The sequence below is a fragment of the Clostridium sp. MT-14 genome (assembly GCF_042436595.1).
Taxonomy (GTDB): Bacteria; Bacillota; Clostridia; order Clostridiales; family Clostridiaceae; genus Clostridium_B; species Clostridium_B aromativorans.
Genome location: NZ_JBHMIY010000001.1, coordinates 237,668 through 257,831 on the forward strand (window position 1 = coordinate 237,668; position 20,164 = coordinate 257,831).

The 20,164-nt window shown below is 32.4% G+C and carries 20 protein-coding genes and 2 pseudogenes; 5 read left to right on the plus strand and 17 right to left on the minus strand.

The genetic code is table 11. The features are described 5' to 3' along the window. Positions 1 to 133 precede the first annotated feature (133 nt). A complete protein-coding gene (locus ACFHWD_RS01140; protein ID WP_179977960.1) occupies positions 134 to 397 on the minus strand; it encodes a type II toxin-antitoxin system Phd/YefM family antitoxin in 264 nt (87 codons plus the stop codon). Between the two features lie 47 nt (positions 398 to 444). Between ACFHWD_RS01140 and ACFHWD_RS01145 the strand changes: the two genes are divergently transcribed. Beyond that, complete coding sequence (locus tag ACFHWD_RS01145) at positions 445 to 576, plus strand: hypothetical protein (protein WP_378059881.1); 132 nt, start codon at positions 445 to 447, stop codon at positions 574 to 576. Between the two features lie 100 nt (positions 577 to 676). Here the strand turns inward: ACFHWD_RS01145 and ACFHWD_RS01150 are convergent, their stop codons facing one another. From ACFHWD_RS01150 to ACFHWD_RS01165, 4 genes are read right to left on the minus strand one after another with little or no spacing between them, the layout of a single operon-like run. Then, complete coding sequence (locus ACFHWD_RS01150; RefSeq protein WP_378059883.1) at positions 677 to 5,065, minus strand: hypothetical protein; 4,389 nt, start codon at positions 5,063 to 5,065, stop codon at positions 677 to 679. Next, complete coding sequence (locus ACFHWD_RS01155) at positions 5,065 to 5,802, minus strand: DUF6063 family protein (RefSeq protein WP_179977961.1); 738 nt, start codon at positions 5,800 to 5,802, stop codon at positions 5,065 to 5,067. The genes ACFHWD_RS01150 and ACFHWD_RS01155 overlap by 1 nt, the downstream gene beginning before the upstream one ends. 4 nt (positions 5,803 to 5,806) lie before the next feature. Continuing rightward, entirely contained in the window at positions 5,807 to 7,300 is a 1,494-nt protein-coding gene (locus ACFHWD_RS01160; protein ID WP_179977962.1) for a replicative DNA helicase, read from the minus strand. Then, positions 7,291 to 8,310: a Wadjet anti-phage system protein JetD domain-containing protein gene (locus ACFHWD_RS01165; RefSeq protein ID WP_378059885.1), complete on the minus strand. Its 1,020-nt coding sequence runs from the start codon at positions 8,308 to 8,310 to the stop codon at positions 7,291 to 7,293. Before ACFHWD_RS01165 ends, ACFHWD_RS01160 begins: the two co-directional genes overlap by 10 nt. Before the next feature lie 178 nt (positions 8,311 to 8,488). Between ACFHWD_RS01165 and ACFHWD_RS01170 the strand changes: the two genes are divergently transcribed. The 3 genes from ACFHWD_RS01170 to ACFHWD_RS01180 all read left to right on the plus strand — a co-directional run bounded on the left by ACFHWD_RS01170 (position 8,489) and on the right by ACFHWD_RS01180 (position 10,043). Beyond that, positions 8,489 to 8,881, plus strand: a complete 393-nt coding sequence (locus ACFHWD_RS01170; RefSeq protein ID WP_150356560.1) for an ACT domain-containing protein — start codon at positions 8,489 to 8,491, stop codon at positions 8,879 to 8,881. 170 nt (positions 8,882 to 9,051) lie between these two features. Then, a complete protein-coding gene (locus ACFHWD_RS01175) occupies positions 9,052 to 9,210 on the plus strand; it encodes a hypothetical protein (protein WP_229980487.1) in 159 nt (52 codons plus the stop codon). 434 nt (positions 9,211 to 9,644) lie between these two features. Next, positions 9,645 to 10,043, plus strand: a complete 399-nt coding sequence (locus ACFHWD_RS01180; RefSeq protein WP_229980488.1) for a (deoxy)nucleoside triphosphate pyrophosphohydrolase — start codon at positions 9,645 to 9,647, stop codon at positions 10,041 to 10,043. A 14-nt stretch (positions 10,044 to 10,057) separates the two neighbouring features. Here ACFHWD_RS01180 and ACFHWD_RS01185 read toward each other — a convergent pair whose 3' ends face one another. From ACFHWD_RS01185 to ACFHWD_RS01205, 5 genes and pseudogenes are all read right to left on the minus strand, one after another. Beyond that, entirely contained in the window at positions 10,058 to 12,955 is a 2,898-nt protein-coding gene (locus ACFHWD_RS01185; protein ID WP_378059888.1) for a DEAD/DEAH box helicase, read from the minus strand. 173 nt (positions 12,956 to 13,128) lie between these two features. Beyond that, complete coding sequence (locus ACFHWD_RS01190; RefSeq protein WP_229980492.1) at positions 13,129 to 13,314, minus strand: hypothetical protein; 186 nt, start codon at positions 13,312 to 13,314, stop codon at positions 13,129 to 13,131. 541 nt (positions 13,315 to 13,855) lie between these two features. Continuing rightward, a complete protein-coding gene (locus tag ACFHWD_RS01195; protein ID WP_229980493.1) occupies positions 13,856 to 14,104 on the minus strand; it encodes a hypothetical protein in 249 nt (82 codons plus the stop codon). 238 nt (positions 14,105 to 14,342) lie between these two features. Then, complete coding sequence (locus ACFHWD_RS01200; RefSeq protein ID WP_229980495.1) at positions 14,343 to 14,603, minus strand: Txe/YoeB family addiction module toxin; 261 nt, start codon at positions 14,601 to 14,603, stop codon at positions 14,343 to 14,345. Continuing rightward, a pseudogene (locus tag ACFHWD_RS01205) lies at positions 14,584 to 14,790 on the minus strand (type II toxin-antitoxin system antitoxin, RelB/DinJ family); the annotation flags it as partial. The gene ACFHWD_RS01200 and the pseudogene ACFHWD_RS01205, both read right to left, overlap by 20 nt. A gap of 471 nt (positions 14,791 to 15,261) precedes the next feature. Between ACFHWD_RS01205 and ACFHWD_RS01210 the strand changes: the two are divergent. Further along, a complete protein-coding gene (locus ACFHWD_RS01210) occupies positions 15,262 to 15,732 on the plus strand; it encodes a winged helix-turn-helix domain-containing protein (protein WP_229980498.1) in 471 nt (156 codons plus the stop codon). 322 nt (positions 15,733 to 16,054) lie between these two features. Here the strand turns inward: ACFHWD_RS01210 and ACFHWD_RS01215 are convergent, their stop codons facing one another. The 7 genes and pseudogenes from ACFHWD_RS01215 to ACFHWD_RS01245 all read right to left on the minus strand — a co-directional run. Next, a complete protein-coding gene (locus tag ACFHWD_RS01215) occupies positions 16,055 to 16,927 on the minus strand; it encodes a hypothetical protein (protein WP_229980499.1) in 873 nt (290 codons plus the stop codon). Beyond that, on the minus strand, positions 16,896 to 17,714 hold the full coding sequence (locus tag ACFHWD_RS01220; RefSeq protein WP_229980500.1) for an ImmA/IrrE family metallo-endopeptidase: 819 nt from the start codon (positions 17,712 to 17,714) through the stop codon (positions 16,896 to 16,898). Before ACFHWD_RS01220 ends, ACFHWD_RS01215 begins: the two co-directional genes overlap by 32 nt. 10 nt (positions 17,715 to 17,724) lie before the next feature. After that, positions 17,725 to 18,132 carry a helix-turn-helix transcriptional regulator gene (locus ACFHWD_RS01225; protein ID WP_229980501.1) on the minus strand — a complete coding sequence of 136 codons (408 nt, stop codon included), beginning with the start codon at positions 18,130 to 18,132 and terminating at the stop codon, positions 17,725 to 17,727. A gap of 134 nt (positions 18,133 to 18,266) precedes the next feature. After that, the gene (locus ACFHWD_RS01230; protein ID WP_229980502.1) at positions 18,267 to 18,467 is read right to left on the minus strand and encodes a hypothetical protein; all 201 of its coding nucleotides are present in this window, start codon (positions 18,465 to 18,467) and stop codon (positions 18,267 to 18,269) included. Between the two features lie 551 nt (positions 18,468 to 19,018). After that, the gene (locus ACFHWD_RS01235) at positions 19,019 to 19,258 is read right to left on the minus strand and encodes a hypothetical protein (RefSeq protein ID WP_229980503.1); all 240 of its coding nucleotides are present in this window, start codon (positions 19,256 to 19,258) and stop codon (positions 19,019 to 19,021) included. Next, on the minus strand, positions 19,243 to 19,647 hold the full coding sequence (locus ACFHWD_RS01240) for an AAA family ATPase (protein WP_229980504.1): 405 nt from the start codon (positions 19,645 to 19,647) through the stop codon (positions 19,243 to 19,245). The genes ACFHWD_RS01235 and ACFHWD_RS01240 overlap by 16 nt, the downstream gene beginning before the upstream one ends. Continuing rightward, positions 19,623 to 20,108 (minus strand): annotated as a pseudogene (locus ACFHWD_RS01245) (IS5 family transposase); the annotation flags it as partial. The gene ACFHWD_RS01240 and the pseudogene ACFHWD_RS01245, both read right to left, overlap by 25 nt. Between the last annotated feature and the right edge of the window lie 56 nt (positions 20,109 to 20,164).

Sequence of the window (20,164 nt, forward strand, 5' to 3'; positions counted from 1 at the left end):
TGACGGAGACCTTTATTTACCTTTGGCAGATGAGCTTGCAAATCAGTATAAAGTTATCACATATGATCGCCGTGCAAATGCGATAAGTACCATGAATTTTCCTGATCATAGAGTAAATTTTAAGTCATACTTCCTATTTCCCATATTTCTCCCTCAGCTCTTTAAATACTTTTTCTCCATCTTTAAGCGGCATACCATCTGCAAGTTCTTTCTCCGCCTCAGATAATTTTTTATAAACTTCTAAAAGAGCCATTTTGCGCTCATAAATTTCCATACTCATTATTACCATATCACCATAACCATTTTTAGTAATAAACACTGGCTCTTTGCTTTTATGACATATTTCAGAAATTTCATTTGTATTTCTTAAATCTTTTATAGGCCTTATTTGCGGCATTTAAATCACCTCACTTTTATTGTGTCATAATTATAGCATAATTATGTATGAAATACAATGTAATTTCTGCTGTTTGTATAGTGGCGTTGTCTGATAAAAAGTCAGATATTAAAATAGAAAATAAAACAGCTTTGAAACCTGATGAAATATCATCCGATACCAAAGTAAACATCAAGTGATTCTTAGGTTCAGATGAAGTTTGCTTATATTTGATCTATATTTAGACAGGTCAAATTTGTTAACCATTTCCTTATACTATATGGGCATATATACTCCCGGCTAAGTAAGCCTTGTTAAACTCTGTGGATCATTGTCTCTGAAAAATGCCTTCTTCATTTCCAGCTCTTTCGTCATAATCTGATTTATACCGTCGCTGGCTTCTCTGAGCTTGCAGCTGTATACAATTGGAAAATAGGTTCTTATAAATTTTCCTTCCGAATGTGCTGTAAGAGCTATTATTTGAAATCCAAGCTGTTCTGCAATAAAAAATACCGGATCCAGTACATGTTCACTGGAAGCCTTGCCAAAAGGATTATCCATTATAACTGCTCTGTGCCTTTTACAATCTGAAGCCATCCTGATTCTCTTCTCTGCCAGATAATTCAGTATGCCCAGAAACAAAGTCATGTTTTTGCTCCACTTTTCTCCGCCGGACCATTGATTTGATGTCTCCCATGAAAAAGGCAGACTGCTCATCTTTCCATCATTGGTCACTTTCCTGCATTTCACCTTTATGGTGTTCTGCTTCATCACATACTGCAGCAGCTGTTTTGACTGAAGCCATTTTTCAATGGATTTTCTGGCTTTTTCCACATCTTCCCTGCCATTTTCATCCTTGAACTGATCCCCCTGAAGCTGATTCAGCATCCAGTCAATATATTCGGCCAGTCTTTCCCTGCCTTCTTTTTCATCCCATTCAGGTACTGTAAACAAAAATACCTCTTTCCACTTTCCATCAATCTTTATCCTGGTGCTTTTGGGAAGTCTCCTGAATTCATCTGATATTGTCTTCAGATAGGAATGAAGCTGGTTTATAAACTGCTGAATTTCTCTGTCATGATTCCTCATGTCATCTTCTGTAATTTTAACTATGCGCATAATTCTTTCACTCATTTTATTCTGCCATTCTAAAATAGCTTCAAAATTTCTGTTATATTCTATACCTGTCACAGACATCTCTTTAAGTTTTACATCCAATATGTCATTTTGACAGAAATCAATAAAATTCTCCTTTTGTACTTTTACCCTGTCGGCTTTTTTATCTAGATTTCCGGCGATTTCATTCAGTTTTTTCTCCATTTCTTTTAAAACTTCCATCCTCTTATAGGGAAACCTTTCCTTTACATCTTCAGAAATAGTCACTTCTCCTGTTTCTTCTGCAGAAGATGGATATTTTGCATTTATGACCTTGATTTCCTGCAGGACATTTTCTATATCCACTTTCTGTTTCTCCAGGGATTCCTGTTCTGCTGTGAGATAATCTTTCCTTCTATTTATATTTTTTCTTTCCCGGGACAAAACCTCAGGTACTCTCTCCAGTGGAATGGAAAAAGATATTATATCTTCATACTCGCCTTTAAAGTCCTTTTCCCTGATTTCATATTTATTTTTGCTATTTTGAAGTACGAGTTCAGCTCCATCATACTTTTTTTTCAGATTCTTCAAGGGCAATCTCATATCTTTTATTTCAACTGAAAGTTCATTTATATCCTCACCACTGTGGTAAATGAACTCTTCTTTTTCATCTATGGGAAATTCCAGTTCGTTTTTAAAAACTTCAAATTCGGACTCCAGAGAATTTTTCAATTCAACTGCACTTTTCATTTTCTGTTCAAGCAAATCTCTTCCCTTTTGCTTCCGGGCAAGTATATCCTTCAGGGCCATCCTCTCATCTTCAAGCACCTCCACACTTGTGGAAGTATATTTAGGATCAAATTCAAGTACCTCTGTATAAAGTTTTTGACCTTTTAGATTTTTAAGGGCAATGCAGAGACTTTTAAAATTATCTTCCAGATCCCTTTGTAATTTTGAGGATATGCTCTTCTCTCCATTGAGCTTTGAAAATTTCCTGTTATTTTCCAGAATATCTTCTTTTATCTCAGCCGCATCCATTTCACATTTTTTCTTTTTCTCTCTGTCATTTAGATACTTTCTCGATTTTATTATTTTATTTCCCAGTACATTCTGTTCACCGCTTGAATCCTTCATATTATTGTTGAGTTCTTTTATCTTATCATCAATATCCTCAATTCTCTTCTCATCAGAGGATATATTTCCTGCTGTCACTGATATATTGTATTTGACACTCTTTTGATCTCTTTGCATGTCCATATACTGTTCATAGGGATATACTTCATAAAACTCTCTCACATCCATAAGCAGCCTACGGCATATTTCAACTTCCTTTTCCTTTTCAATTCGGATCTTGGTGGATTCATCAGCCTTTGACGCAATGCCCATTTTCCAGTTTTCAAAATTCTCCCGGAAAATGTTTTTCTTCCAGCTGGGTGGAAAAAATATATTTTCCTCTGTAATTGTATATCTGTCTTCAATTTTTAATCTTGCTTCATTTTCATCCATTACTATAACAGGATGGGAAAGCTTGCTGCAGTTGTCAGCTATCTTTTTCTTCAGCTTATCTGTCTCTGAACTGGAAGTTATTATGGATATAGTCCAGTAAGGATATACATTTTCACCGCCATCAAAAGCTCTTTGAAAATACTGGGTTCCGCTTTCTATATAATTGAATCCGTTTCTCCAGGCTCTAACCCATTTTTCTATAACAGGATCTGCAGTATAATACTCACTGTCACTGTAATCATCCGCCCATCTGTGAGCTGTTCTCTCTTCAATTATAAGATTTTCCTTTTCTTCATAAAGACTTACGGCTTTATTTTCAAGCTGCTGCAGTATAGTTTCCTGTTTTGAGTACAGTGAATCAAAGCTGAACCAGTTTCCCTTGAATTCTTTAAGTCTTTTCAGCAAAGCATCCTGTTTTTTTCCATGGGCTTCCAGGTAGTCCCCAATACTGCTTTCCTCCCTTTTAAGCTCCTCCAGCTCTTCCCTCTTCATTTTGATATTCGTTCTTAGATCCTCTTTTTCTCTTTCAATGGATTTAATTTCTTTATTACACTCAAAAATATTGTTTTCCAGAACATCTATACGGAGCTGCCATTTGACTGCCTCTTCTTCAACACTTTCCTGTTCAGGATTGCTCAGTATTTCTCTCTCTATGGATTTCATATCTTCTTCAAGATATTCAATTTTAGCTTCCAGCCTGCTCCTATCTTCAATCAATTTTTTACCCATATCCTGAACCTTTGAAATTCTGTTTTCAATTTGTCTAATCTTATCTTCAGCATTTTTGAGATGATTCTCAGCTAAAGATCTTTCATTCTCCAGTTTTTTCTCCTGTTTTACATAATATCCTCTAAGGCAGCAGGAATTATCCTGAATTTTTTCAACAGTATCTACTGCTTTTCTGTCCCTATTGAATTCCTCAAGCTGGCTCTGTAAAAACTTTATTTTGTCATTTTGAATTTTGATACTGCTTTTATATTTTAAAAATCGGAGCCTCTCATAGACCTTCTGCTTTCTATTTCTAATATTCAGCATTCCATTATAACTGTCGGAAACTCTTTCAAAATTTCTCCTGTTTTCCTCCATCTTCACTTTCAGAAGTTGAAGCTTGTAGGAACTCTCCTTCTGTTTCCAGCTGTTTTCTTCCCTCTCCAGTTCTTCCAGCGCAGCACAGTTTTTATCTATTCTATTTTTATTTTCAGTCTGCTCTTCTCTGGCAAAATTATATACAGCCTTTACATTTTTCTTCATTTTACCAAATTTTAAATTTACATTATGGTAGTCCCTGTAAACTTCTACATATCTGTCTATTTCGGCTTCAATGGATCTGCTTTCCTCTACCCTGGCTTTCAGCTGCTTATATTTTTTAAAATGCTGTATCTGCTTTTCAAAAGTCTCGGCAAAATCCCTTGTTCCATCACCGGCTATAGCTTCTTCAACAGTTGGTATCAAAAGGTTGTCCACCAGCTGTCCCGTACTTCTGCAGTTATTGAAAAATTCCTCTACTCCTCCTTCTGCACTATTTATCAGTGCAATTTTCCTCCATTCCCAGGGAACTATTTTAAAATTTTTCTCTATATATTCCTGATATTCTTTTATGGTTGAAAATTCATGGGCATTTATCTTATTCCGGCTCATATTCAAATAGTATTCACCCATTTCCTCTTTTTCGGCAGGTCTCTTGTTTCCACTGCCGCTCTGTATCACAAAGGGCAGTTTTTCTATGGAATTTTCATCATTTTCTTCATATTCATAGACATATTTCAGAGAGCTCACCAATCCCCTGTTCATAAACAGAGTTACAGCTGTAAGTCCATATCTCCTGGGCTTTTCACTCAGTATCCACTCAATTGCTACATGTGCAGAAGTGTTTTCAAGCACCAGAGTATCTCTTATCTTCCTGTTTGCAACTTCCACATGGGGCAGCACAGCCTGAATGGCTGTCTGCACAAACACGGTTTTCCCTCCCCCGTTTGGAATCAGAAGGGCTCCATTGTGTCCATCAAACTGAAATATGTCGTCATTAAACCTTTTGGCACCATTTTCATAGATAACATTTGTAAATCTTATTCTGGAAATAGACGGCATTATTTTTCTTCCTTTCTATTATCAATATTGTACATAAAATCAAGTATACCCCTGTTGTAGTCATATTCCATATAATACTTCTGAATTATGGTCCTGGCCTTTTCCGTAAGAGCCAGTTCCTCATTCCCAATGTCTTCTATAAGATCCTGGGATTCCAGAAAATGCTTTACTATATTCAAAAAGCCCTTTCTGCTTGCAGTCCTGGCATCCTGAACTTTTGCAGTTTCCCTTATTTCATCTATATCCGTCCACTTTTTTACAACAGAGGACCAGTTATAATCGTATTTACTGTCAAGCTCTTTCAGCTTTTTATCCCCCTGTTCCTTCAGCGACGAAATCCTCTCATTCAAACTGGAAAGCCAGTCATTTAGAGATATGAAATCCCTGGTGGGTTCTATTGTCTGATAGCTGTCATAAAATTCTCCAAACAGAACTATTATTGATACGTACATCATGTATAAATCCACATTTACTGCCTTTGCAGGAAGATAGGTTTTTTTGATATAATCATTTGAAACGTGGAACACTGAATCTTTTAAAACAGGTATAAGATATATGTAATCCCCGGATAAAAATATGCTGCAGTCCACCTGCTTTGCGAACTGATCCACCAGCGATCTTATACTGTCATCGGACATGTAGAGATGAAGCTGTTCTTTTTCTCCATATCCCTGCACAGCCAGCACTGAATATATGCCAAATGCCTGCATCACCTGTTCATTACTGTAAAAAGCCATGTTTTCACTCCAATCTCAAATTCATATCTTTTATGGTAAATCTTTCTGTAACCTCTAATACTCCTTCTATTTCCTTTACACAAATACAGTCTGACTTCTGTGCAAATAAATCAAAAGATTTTCCAAACAGACTCTTTTCACTGCTTTCATAATTTTTCAAATTCACAGGAGATTTTTGATGAAGCAGGATCCAGTAGTCGTAAAAGCAGCGTCTGTCAAGTATATTTTCATATCCACTTCTTTTCATATATTCTGCCACTTCCCTTAGGTCTATATCCTTCCCATCTCCCAAAGCATCAAGTAATATAGAAGTTATCTCCTTGAAATTATTTCCCTGGATTTCAATATCCTCCTCTGTCTCTTCCCTATCGGATACAGACAAAAAATCCTGGGATTTTTTAAGCCTGCTCCTGTTTTCTATCCTCTGTCTGGAAAAAACTGCGAGAGGTGACCATTCTTTATGCATTTCCAAAAACATGAAGGGCTCTATGAGCATTCTTGAAGCATGCAGGGGCAGTGGCGATGAAAACAATCTGCCGGCTATCTCCTGATCAAAATTGAAAGAATCTATTCCCGAATAATACAGTGCCTCCTGGGCTGCCTCAAGTGCCCTGGTCTTTAAAACTATACTTTCCTTCAAAAGCAGTCTATGTTCATAATTCACCTGTCCCAATTCCCTGTCCACTTTAATTATGAGTTCATAGGCTTTTTTGTCTTTTTCATGGACTATCTCATTTCCCATTTTCTCCCCGGTGTCTTTCACAAAAGACTGCAGTTCGCTGAATTCCTCATCTTCCCGCTGCAGTCTTATATTGATGTCTTCAATTGTATTTTTATATCTTTCATAGATCTGATTTGAAATTATATTTCTGCTGACCTCATGCTTGATTCTCATTATTCTGTCACGAAGATTTCTCACATCGAGGCTCATTTCGTCAATCTGCCTGAGTGCTCCTACAAATTCTCCCTTTTCCAGCTGCTTTCTTAAAACCAGCTGATTTATGGAGAGCTGAAATTCATTGAAATACTCCTTTGTAGCAAATACAAGTTCCAGTCCCTGCTCATCAAGAGTATAGTACTGGGTGTTTTTTTCAAAATCCGCCCTCTCAGCCTTTATTATGGAATACTGAACGGTTTCCTCCCTTCCCGTTTCCCAATTGTAAAATTTTCTGGAATTTCTCTTTCCATTGGGCGGTCTGAAAATTTCTATTATATCTCTGGCAATCTTCTCAAAATCCTCACAGCCAAGATCCAGCCTTCCCAGGTTAACCCTCTGAAAAAATTCGGCCAATTCTCTTATTCCAGTTTTTCTATTTCTCATGAGCATATTTTCAAAAAAGAACAATAGAGCCAGAAACCCCAAATTAAAGTAGTCAATGGGTTTATTGCTCCTGTCCCTTGAATTTTTATTAGACAGCTTGTAGAGGGGATCAAACAGTGCAAGCCTTTGAATTCTCTCTCTATAGTTTTCCGTAATGCTTTTTATATCTATGTCCAACAATCTTCCCTCCATATATTTTCAAGTTCCTCTTTTTTCAAAGCCTCCTGGGGCAAATACTTTCCTGAATGCAGTATATCCAAAATTCTTCGGCTTTCATCTGTGCTGAAAAATTCCAAGAAGTTGTCGACAGCACTGTGATTTTCAACCTGATTTTCCTTTCCCCTGCTGCAGGGCTTTCTGATGAGTTCACTGTAAAATTTCACTGCAACAGAGGCTTTCCTCCTTCCATTCAGGGAATTCCATATGGATATGCCTTCATTATCCAGGTCTCCAAAATAATACAGTTTGTGTTTTCCAGTTACACCAAGCTGTCTTTCCAAAAGTCCTATATTGGAAACTATTTTCCATCCAGAGCCAAATATGAGAGCAGTAAAATCAGTATCACAGAGCATATCCACAAGTGCCATGAAAGTGGCTTTATTTTCCACAATCAAATGGCGGTATTCAGATTGGGATCGTGAAAGTTTCTTTGGATTCACTGCCATCATAAGAGGATCGCAATTGTTCATTATCTTCAATTTATTCCAAAGCCCAATCTTGTCAAGAAGTTTTCTGCCGGATTTTTCATCAATCCACTTTTCATCCCCTACAAGATAAAAAGATCTTTCCTGTGAAGTTGCATATTCCTTTGGCAGCCCGTTTTTGCATATATATTGACTAATTTTATCGATATAGGGTTTATCCCTTTTTAATTCTTCAAAACTGCCGGCAAAATATTTTTGCAGGTCGATTTCACTGCTTATGCTCAAACTGTAATTCTGCAGAAAATCAATGTAGTCTTTTTTCAATTCATATTTATTGATGCCGAATTTATAGGGAAGTGGAATATCCTTTCCGTTATTTATTTCCGGCTTTTTTTCCACAAGTACATTATCTTTCACCAGCTCCATTATACAGCCGGCAAATTCGTCATATTTCATATTCCCCGGCACCAAGCTCTCCAATTCCCCCAGAGTTATAGTGACTCTCTTATAGGATTTGAGATAGGAAATTATATCATCTTTCATCTTATCACCTTTATGTACAATTATTACCTGTTGCTCCCCGATTTGTTTGCAATAACCAATACAGTTATTATAGCATTATCTAATAAAAGTTCAGAGACAAAAACATTTCTTATGGGCAATTTCCATTTATGCTATAATTAATTCCATAAATATTCTAAATTTGGAGGGACAAAGAAAAATGGCAAAAAAGATATTAACACTGAAATTGTTAAAGGGAAAATATGGTGTCTGCAGATTGAATAAAACTCAATCAATACCTGAGTGGTCAAAAAAAGGTGAGTTTTTTTCCATAACAAAAACATCAGATGAACTATCAATCGTATGTTCTGAAAACAATATACCCAATGACGTAAAATGTGAAAAAGGCTGGAGAATTTTAAAAATCCAAGGTCCCCTTGACTTTTCCTTAATTGGAATCCTTGCTTCAATCAGTTTATTACTATCGCAAAATAAAATCAGTATATTTGCTATTTCTACTTATGATACAGATTATATCCTCGTCAAAAACAAAGACATAGATAACGCTGTAAAATCACTTGTTAAAGGGGGCTACGAAGTTGTGGATCAATAAATGATCACTATATGAATTTTTGCCATGTCTTTCTTGCTTTTAGTTTTCAGTAATTAGAGTATATGTTATAATTTAAAATGTAATAAGAAAATTTATGTGGTTACCTCTTCTTTATTCATGGGTGGATTATGGTTAATAATGTCTGCGTATGAAGATGAGGTGATGCATTTATGGCAGAAAGATATTTAATATTGTTCTTCAGTTTATTTTCAATAACTGCTATTTGTATAGTGGCATTGTCTGATAAAAAGTCAGATATTAAAATAGAAAATAAAATAACTTTGAGACCTGATGAAATATCATCTGATACCAAAGTAAACATCAAGTGATTCTTAGGCTCAGGTGGAGTTTGCTAATAAGGAATACTTTTCTCCACCTGAACCTTAGCAGAACTTATCCAGGCGCGTAGCAGTGCTTATCTCTCACTTTGAGAAGCTGGGAGTATTAGCAATGGTAGCGTTCGGATAAATAATTCTAAAAAAATAATAGATAGATCTTAGCCGGCCTATCTATTATTTAAACCATGTAATTTAATCAAGCAGACTAAATTCATAATCCACCCTTCTTATTACTGATATTATACCATAGAATATAAAAATTATACAGATAAATTTGTGAGTCATTTAAATATGCATTATTTAAGTTTTTATTAAATTCAAAAATCTTGTTAGCATTTTTCCTATCTGTACAAAATGAAATGTAATTCATTATAGAATTTTCAAAACTAACAGCTTTATGATACACTAATCAGGAGGTGTTGTTCATGAAAAAATTATTAAAAGTTGTTGGAGCAATTATAGAAAATAAAGACAAAGAAATCCTATGTGCTCTCCGTTCTCCCAAAATGTCACTTCCAAACAGATGGGAATTTCCAGGTGGCAAAATAGAACAAGGGGAGACTTTTAAACAAGCCATTGAAAGGGAGATCAGGGAAGAGTTGTCATGTACAGTTAAATTCATAGATGTTTTTAATGAAAGTACTTATGAATATGAAAAATTTATAGTGAACCTGATTACAGTTAAATGTAAATTGATATCTGGAACTCCGACAAAAAGTGAACATTCAAAATTAATATGGATGCCCAGGGAAAATTTACCTTCTTTAAACTGGGCACCTGCGGATATTCCAACCATGAAAAAACTACTGGAACAAAAAGTATAGCAAAATTAAATCTGCTATACTTTTTTGACAAATTCATTATACAATCCAAATGGCACTTGATTTTCCAGCTTTATCTTTACCGTTATAGGCTTTTCTCCCTGATACTCTATTACATTTCCCTTTCCTATATAGATATAGGGCTGAGTCAATCCATCTATCTGTCTGTATTTTCTTATAAAAATATGTAAATTTACACTTCTCCCTTTATTGTGTATTATATTTTGCCCTCTCTCAGAATTTTGAGATGTACTATTTGGGCTCTGCCACTGAAAAAGGCCTTCATTTATAAATTTATCCTTGTAATTAATACTTTCCTTAATTCCTTCTTCCTTATGCAAATCTACAAAAATAAAATATTCACTGCCATTACTTATAAGACCGCTTCCCCTAAAAGAGCTGTGAGCTTTTTCATAATTTGACAACAATGCAGTATCCGTCATTTTATACTGCATATACAGCTTAAAAAATGGCACTCCATAATACTTATTGGAAAATTCCTTCTCATATCTTATGAGTCCATAATTTATAATATCCTCTATATATTTTCTATATTCCCTGTTATGTGTTAACTTTTTAAAATCCCAGGCAGAATATAATTCTCTATCCTTTAATTCAAAACATCTAATAGTACCATTTATTTCAGCTTTGTCACAATAATTCTGATTCAAACATTTAAAAGCATGATGAATGCTTTTATCATCCACATATTCAATATGTTTTAAAATTTCATTTTTAGCCTGCTCAAGATTTATATTTTGATGATTTAAAAGATATTTTATTATGCTGAATTCATATACTCTTTTTATGGGCAGCTTTCCTGTGAATTTTTTCAGGACTTTAAAAAAGTCATCATTTTGCAGCAATTCTTTCAATCCTTCATCTTTTTCCATTTTAGCTACAAATGCAGTATAAATCTTTTCCTTATAAACAAACTTGAGTGGATCAGGTGCTCCGTCATATTTCATATAATCCATTAAAAAATATGGGACTCTTCCTCCATTCATCTTCTTAAACTCCATATACTCTTCCTTTAAATATTTCATGGAATTAAAATTTTCTTCATCCAGCTGCTTTAATATTCTCTCCTGGACAATCCTGTCCATTTGAATATTAGTACAACCGTGTAAATCCTCAAATTCGGTCGCCACTGCCACCTTCAAACTGTCCTTATCATAATATCTTGAACCATTAAGTGCTATGGCAATTAAAAATGCTCTTTTATAATTGCCTATAAAATCCAGCACCGTTAAAAAGCTCTTTTCCATGCACTTTCTAAGTCCTCGTCCAAGCTGCTGTATAAATACTACAGGAGATGTGGTAGGCCTGAGCATTAAAATCAAATTAACAGATGGTATATCTACACCTTCATTAAAGATATCCACAGTAAATATAATTTCCAGTTCATCATTATCATCTTCAAGTTTCTCTATGTACTCTTTCCTTTCATCAGCAGAATTTTTTCCCGTCAGGTACACACTTTTTATACCCCGCTTATTGAATTCAGAAGTCATATATTGGGCATGGTCAATATTTGCACAAAAGCCTATGCACTTTCTCCTTTTTCCATCATATCCATAGAAATTCATCTTTTCTATAATAAAATCCACCCGTTCATTTACTTTGAGCCGCTTGACTATTTCGTCCACATCTTTCATGTTAACATCACTTAAATCAATAGAATCAATATCTGTTATACCAAAATAGTGAAAAGGAATAACTAAATTCAATTCCAGTGCTTCCCTAAGTCTAACTTCCAGTGCCACATTATTATCAAAAATATCAAATATACTCTCTCTGTCACATCTTTCAGGTGTAGCAGTCATTCCAAGTAAAAAATCCGGCCTGAAATACTCCAAAATTCTTTTATAAGATAAGCTTGATGCATGGTGAGCTTCATCTAGAATAATATAATCAAATTCATTTCTGCTAAAATGTTCTAAATAATTATTCATGGATTTTATTGTTGAAAATAAATAATCACAATTCAAGTCTTTGCTTGAACCTGTTAAAAGTCCTAATGTTCTATGTTTATTTTTCACCAGTTTTGAAAAAGTATTTTCAGCACTTCTTAAAATTTCTTCTCTATGAACCAAAAAGAGCATCTTTTTAGGATTGTAATTCATAATATCAAAAGCTGATAAATAAGTTTTGCCTGTACCGGTAGCTGCAATAATCAGTGCTTTTTTCTCACCTGAAGCCCTGAGTCTTTCTAAATTTTTCATAGCTTCGATCTGCATATCATTTGGCTTTACTATTTCATAATTACTAAAATATAGTGTTTCATCATGTCTTCTTTTTTTGATTTCTCTCAAAAAATTTCCATAGCTGTTTAAAAATCTATCATCTACAACAGAAGTTATTTTCCACAAATTTAAATATTCCTCAAGAACCTGGCAGCAAAAGCTGTCATCCTTTTTTAAAATTGTCCTCACATTCCACTCTACATTACTTTTTAAAGCCCTTTGAGTCATGTTGGATGATCCTATAATAATCTTGTAACTTTCACTATTTTCAAAAATATAAGCTTTAGTGTGAAAACCCTTATCTCCGGAAGCAATAAAAACTTTTAAATCAATATTACCAAACTTCCTTATTCTTTCGAGCGCCTTTGGTTCAGTAAAATTGAGATATGTAGAAGTTATAATTCTCCCTTTGACTCTCTTTTCTTCAAGTTCTTTAAAACTATCCAATAAAAGCTGTAACCCGCTGAAATTAATAAAAGCCACACTGAAATAAAATTTTTCACATTGACTCAGACACCTTTTGAGTTCATTTAACAGATTCCCTCTATGCGAATTTACTATTAATTTATTATTTACGAGATAAGTACTATCCTCTATTTCTTTATTTTTAATATCAAAGTATGTATTTTCCTGCTTTTCATTATTTATTTTATCAGGTATCGATTCCATAATTTTCATCTGCCCTTAAAATAATTTTTCAAATCTATCTGATAATTTACCCAAAAATCAAGTTTAATTTTCAAAAAATATGTTATAATATATTTAAAAGAAGCCATTGCGGTTTTAAATGTTTATACTTTTTTAGTTTAGTTTATTAAAATGCACTTGTGCCAGAGTGCATTTTAATTTTTTGAGTTTCTATCTTTATTATCATCAACGGTAATTGAAATTTCATTGCCACTGACACTGGAGTTATTCTTATATTTAAGAACAGCTCTTTCTTTCAAGTATGCGAGTATAGAAAAAATACCCACTACACCGACTATAGTAACACATACCATATCCGTAATAACAATATATCCACTCATGCCGCCACCTCCTCTGCTGTCAATTACCGCAACAGCTCCTTTTGTGAGAGATAAAACCCGGGAGGCGGCTGTCTAAAAAATATTTATACTCTCCTAAATATTATAAATCACTGTATGAATTTTTACTATGTCTTTCTTGCTTTTAGTTTTCAGCAATTAGAGTATATGATATGATCTAAAATATAATAAGAAAAATTTACATGGTTACCTCTTCTTTATTCATGGGTTGTCTGCGTATGAAGAAGAGATGATGTATTTATGTCAGAAGGATATTTAATATTGTTCTTCAGTTTATTTTCAATTACTGCTGTTTGTATAGTGGCACTGTCTGGTAAAAAGTCAGATATTAAAATAGAAAATAAATAATAGATAGTACCTGACAAGACCTATCTATTATTCAAACCTATAATTTAATCAAGCAGACTAAGTTCATAATCCATCCTTCTTATTACAGATATTATACCATAGAATATAAGAATTATAAGTCTCACTTCGTCCAAGTAACTTTTCCACTTAATTTACCTGATAAAATATGCCTTTATTAAGCTCCCTTAATCAGATCCCTGAGTTTATTTAAAAATTTCAAATTGTCCTTGTGATAATCAACATCCGGTTCTTTTTTCGACAATAGCTCTATTTTTTTATCCAATCCTCCAAAACTTATTATATTAGATGGCTTAACCAAATCAGTATCCAATTCTAAGTTTTCAAGCAACTCAATTAAATTTCCTGGCTTCTTGCCAAAATTTTCAATTATAAGTCTTTTCAATCCGAGGATTTTACTAAACAAGGGTATTCTGGTACAGAGTTAATTAATAATTTTAAAGAAATAACTGGAGAAGTAAGACCTGCAGTTGAATCCTTAATTGCTGAAGCAGATAGGGCAGCAACATAACAAAAAGGTACAGGTGATGAAGAATTAGAAGAAACTTTTTTAAAAATAATTCTACAAAAAATGTGTTCATGATGAACACATTTTTTGTATTTTGCTATATGAATAATTTTTATAATTTAAATCCTAAAAAATATTATTTTTCATAATGTGTCTTACATTGAGCTATTTCAATTTGATCATTTTCAATACGATATACTAAACGGTTGACTTCATCAATTCTTCTGCTCCAGAATCCTTGTAGTTCATATTTTAAAGGCTCTGGTTCCCCAATACCATCATACCCATTTCGATCAATATCTTTAATAAGTTTATTTATTCTTTTTAACGCTTTTTTATCCCGCGATTGCCAATAAATATAATCTTTCCAAGCTTCATCAGACCATAGTTTCTTCATTCTTCACCTCAACAATATCGTGTATTTTACCTTTACCCTCGTTAAGCTGATCTATAGATTTTTTCAAATGTTTCATATTAGATTCACTGTAAAATGGTTCACTGGCAGCAATATCAAAAGGTATCTTTCTTTCTCTCACAACTCCCCTCAAAAAAACATTAATTGCAGAAGTTGTATTAATGCCAAAATCATCAAATAGACATACAGCTTTTACTAATAATTATTCATCAACACGGATATTAATTGTCCTAAGAGCCATATAAATATCACCTCTTTTTTATTATATTATATAACAAAAAACTAATTTTGTGAATATATTATATATACATCATGTACATATTGTATTATTTTTATACACATAAATAGATAAAAGTCTCTAAAATTTTTCATTATAATTCTGCTAAACGATAAACATCATCTATGTCATCTTGAGAAATACCAAGGTATAACTTAGTTATAGATTGATTACTGTGGTTATACAACTCCATCAAAATAAGAAAAGGATTGCTTGAAATATACGGTGAAATAACCATAAATTCATTTTTTGCTTTATCTATATATGACGCATAGAATATTATGCACTGGAAATAATTAAGTTTTATAATTTTAGTCTAATAATGATATTATGTAAATACAAATCATTATTGGAGGTATAGCCATGCATAATGAAAATATTAATGAAAAAGAAGAAATTAAGGTGCTAAAGAAACTATTGAGAATCACTGATAATAAACGTATGCATGTCAGATATCAAGTTATATTATTGCATCTAAAAGGCTATACAAATGCTCATATAGCTAAAATAATGGACTTGAATCCCCATACTATAGGTATTTATATTAACTCATACAAGCGAAATAGAGCAGATGGCTTAAGAATTGGCAAAAGTAATGGCAGCCCTGGTTTTCTCAGCAAAGACCAGGAAAAAAAGTTATATGAAATAATAACTATAAAAACTCCGGACCAATTAGGGCTCGGAAACCGCAAAAACTGGAATGCCAACATAGCCCGTAAATGGGTTAGTGACAATTTCCATATCGAATACAGTAATAGAGGAATGCTTCAAGTGTTCCACAGATTAAATCTCAGTTATATACGGCCAACGTATACCCCTGGCAAAAGCAGATGAAAAAAAGCAGGAAGCCTTTAAACAAGAATTTGAGGTTTTAAAAAAACCTGATTGACGGAAATATCAACCATATTCTTTTTGAAACGGAAATATCAACCATATTCTTTTTGAAGATGAATCAATGATCCGGGATTATCAAGCTATTTCCAGGACATGGTTTTCAAAGGGTCGGCAGAGAATTATAGCGACCTATGGGTCATTTACACTTGACCTTTCTACTTAATTTACCTGACAAAATATGCCTTATATATTCATTCGATACTGAAACCACCAACGACACCTTTATTGAAATAGCAATTAAATACATAAATATAATTATCTATCAAAATATAATATTAAAAGTACTGTCCTTTAAATTTTCTATAAAAGCTTCATTGCTTAAAATTTCATCATGTTCTTCAACTGAAGTATCAAGTGCATTTTTTGTATACTTAACCCTCTTTTCATCTCTAAATCTTATAATAGAACAAATATCCTGTCTATAATTTATATAGTTATTTAAATAACTTTCTTTAATTATGAAATCATTAGATTTAAACGTTATAGAACTTTCTTTTAATTCTATAAACATACTATCTTTTGATAATTTTAACTTCGCAAACTCAATAAAATCATACGTATCCCTATCATTGGACAATATAGTTACAGTATGATTTGCCTTAAAATAGATATATGACATAGTCAAGGCCAAAACACTTATGGAAATCTCACCTGCATTTTTCTTTTTCATTCTTCCATTTTTAAGCATTTTACCTTCAAATCCATTATGATATAATAAGTTCAGCCAAACTTGATAATCTTCTAATTCTTCCAATGCTTGGCCTTTTTCAATATATCTCTTTATAAAACTTTTTAACTCACCAATTTTATATGAGGAATAGAGAAAAAATTTATACAGCCATACTGTTTTATAATTTATTAACTTTTCATAATCTCTCTCATCTACCACAAAAATTTTTATGCCTTTGTTGAAAATTTTCTCTATATAACCTACTCTTCCTTTTGAATCTCTTACTTCTTCATAAACCCAATTAGGTATTAGTAGCAGATCATAATTTGTCAATATTTTTTCTATACAAATATATTCACTTACATTTATTAAAAAACTAATTGTATTATTATCAAGGATCCCAATTTTTTTAGGAGTACTGGAACTTAATATTTCAATGAATTTCTTTACCTGAATTATTTCCATTATTTAGCTCTCCCTTCATTAGATCCTTGAGTTTATTTAAAAATTTCAAATTGTCTCTGTGATAATCAACATCCGGTTCTTTTTTTGACAATAATTCTATCTTTTTATCCAATCCCCCAAAACTTATTATATTAGATGGTTTAACCAAATCAGTATCCAATTCCAAGTTTTCAAACAACTCAACTAGATTTTCTGGCTTCTTATCGAAATTTTCAATTATAAGTCTTTTCAATCCAATGTCATTGAACACATCTACGGCATCCTCGTATAACTGGATTAATACAGCCTTATAGGGTGCTTTGAATACATCCACGCACCTGGCAATTTTATTTATGAACTCATCACTTTCCAGTGAATAATAATATTTATAGACATCTCCCAATAACATTCTGGCAGCAAAGTAATCTGCTTTTCTCTCATTCAGTTCCATTTTTTCCGCTTTTATATTGTGCTGTCCCTCAGCTATGGAATTATCATAAAGTAAATGAAATATTTCATGCCATGCAATAAAAAATTGATAAACTCTAGGCTGTGCTGAATTAATGACAGGTATTTTGAAATTATTTCTAATAAATATGGCTCCCCCCCAATATTCGTCATCTATTGGCAGCTGTATTAAATTATAATTTTTCTTTAGAACTTCAAAAGCTAACTTATCAAAACCAGTTATTCCAATTTTGTTATAATTAATAAAGAAATCACTTTTAAAGTTTTCAATTTCATTCCTTATTTTTTTATTTGCTTGTATAACTTCATTTAAATTCTGAGATGTTATATATTGAGACATATTTATCAACCTACCTATCCTCATTATAAACTTCATAAAGATCTATTATATCATCTAAAAATCCCAACATTCTCTTAGCACTGTCACTTAATTTATATTCCTCCGGTGCATTATCAGATGCTACAATTCTACATTTACTTTCTGACTCCAGATGTTTATAATCCATCAATTCTTCAAGATTTATATTAAAGGTTGCAATAATCTTATCCACATGCTTTTTTAGTGTTGTATTGTTGTCTATTTCACCCTTAACCAATTTATCAATAGTCGGTCTGGAAATACCAGCTAATTTTGAAAAAGATGACTTAGTGTACCCATTATCTCTAATAAATTGAAGAATGTTAGAGCCTATTTTATATCTATTGTCGTATATATAAGATTTTAACTGCATTTCACCATACTTTTCTGCTATATCCATACTATTACCTCCTTACTTATATTATAGACCAATATTGTAAAAAAAGATACATATGTAAAAAATATTTTTACATATGTATCTTTTTGAGCTTTTTACTTATAGATTTATATTATTATTAAAAATATTATTTATTTTTATTCATTTTCTACTTTTTCAAATTCACTTATATATTCCTTTAATATTGCTGCATTTTTAAGTAAACTTCCCAATCCACCAATAAATAATTTCCATGCATCTATAATATCTTCAAATTTTATTTGTTTCTCTAGTGGAGCAGCTGGAGTAATTATGTAATTAAATTTCTTTGCATTTTTTATTCCCAGTCTTTCATCCATTTGCAAAAGCATTTTTCATGTTAACAGATTCGGTTTTTTATATTCAAAACTTTTTAGTGAAATACAGTCTATTCCTGGATTGCTTCTATGTGTAAAAGGATTTCTGATTTCTTTAAAAATCTTCACATGTTCATCAGTATTAAATTGTTCCATAATATTTTTTATTAATCTAAATTCATCATTATTAATCCAAGAAATATTATTATTATAAATATCAATAATTTTCAGCTCTTTATTAATTTTCTAGCTTATAAAGTATTTCTCGTTCAACTAAATTATAATCTATATTAGCTATAATGTTTTCTTTAAGTATTATGCCTTCAATTGTATCATATAATTTATTTTAAACACTTAAAAATTCCTTTTTAGAAAATGAATATTTCATTTTATTTACCACCTGGTCTATTATTTCATAAATTTAATTACTCAATCATTGTGTATATCAGTATTATCGTAAATTACCAATGGAAATTCCTATGCAATTTTAATAGTAATCGTCTACTAATAACCCTATTTAATATACTTTACTTTCAAAAATTATAAATTATATATCATACTAAATTATCAAATCTTTTATCCGTATTTTTCATTAGATCAACTTGTGTTTTTGCCCAAGCTCCTCTACCAATATCTCGTATAGGTCTTGACTTATGTAAATATTTAATTGGTAAATTTTGAATAATACTATTAGGAGCCATAATATTTAAATCTTCAATCTTAGCTACTGGTTCAGTAGTCAAGAATTTTGGTAAACATTTATATGCATCTATTGCATCTAAACTTTTAACCAACTTTTTTCCACTACATATTTTATTCTTTCAAATTGTGCTTTATCTACTCCTGTTTTCTTATTCTTTCTTGTTTCAAATCCATTAAAAACCCATCCTGCAAATTTGGGTTGCCCCTTTGTAAGTATCAATTTATCATATTTATTTAAATTTATATATCTCGATTTACCCTGCTGCCAATCATTAATAAACATTGGTAATACTTCACCAATTAATCCAACACAATATGCAGAAAAAGAATCTGGGATACATGGAACTAAAAAATAATCTGAGCAATATAAAGCTGATCTCACTAATGCATTAAATACCGATGGTAAATCTACTAAAATGAAATCATATTTCTTATCATAATATTTTTCAATTTCATTTACCAAATGACGTTCTTTATACATTCACAAGCCCACGGGTTTTTTGCATTAGATTTTAGTTGAATAGTATATAAGACCTTCTTGAAAATAATATATTCTCTAATTTGGTTTGTACCGTATGCTTTATCTGCCAAGATATTACTATCTTTTATATCAATGTTGGAAAAAACATCTACAGCCTGTGTACTATCATGTAAATTACCAGATGATAATTGAAAATAGATTAGATTACCAAGCACGTCAACAACTGCATGAATTTTTATGATATATCCACCACAGCTTAGTCCAATATGCTGTTTTGTTTCACTGTTTATAAGCCCCTTTTTAGCACCAGTACTATGCTGGTGAGCTTTTATACATGTTGAGTCAATGCTTAATTTTTCATAATCTGCCTCTGAAGTTAATTCTCTAAAAATTGTTACTAAAGTACCATCATTACGCCACTTACAAAAACGGCTGCATACAGTTTTCCATGGACCAAAATGTTCTGGTAAATCATCACGCTATACTACACCACTTCTTGCAGTCCATAGTATGGCAT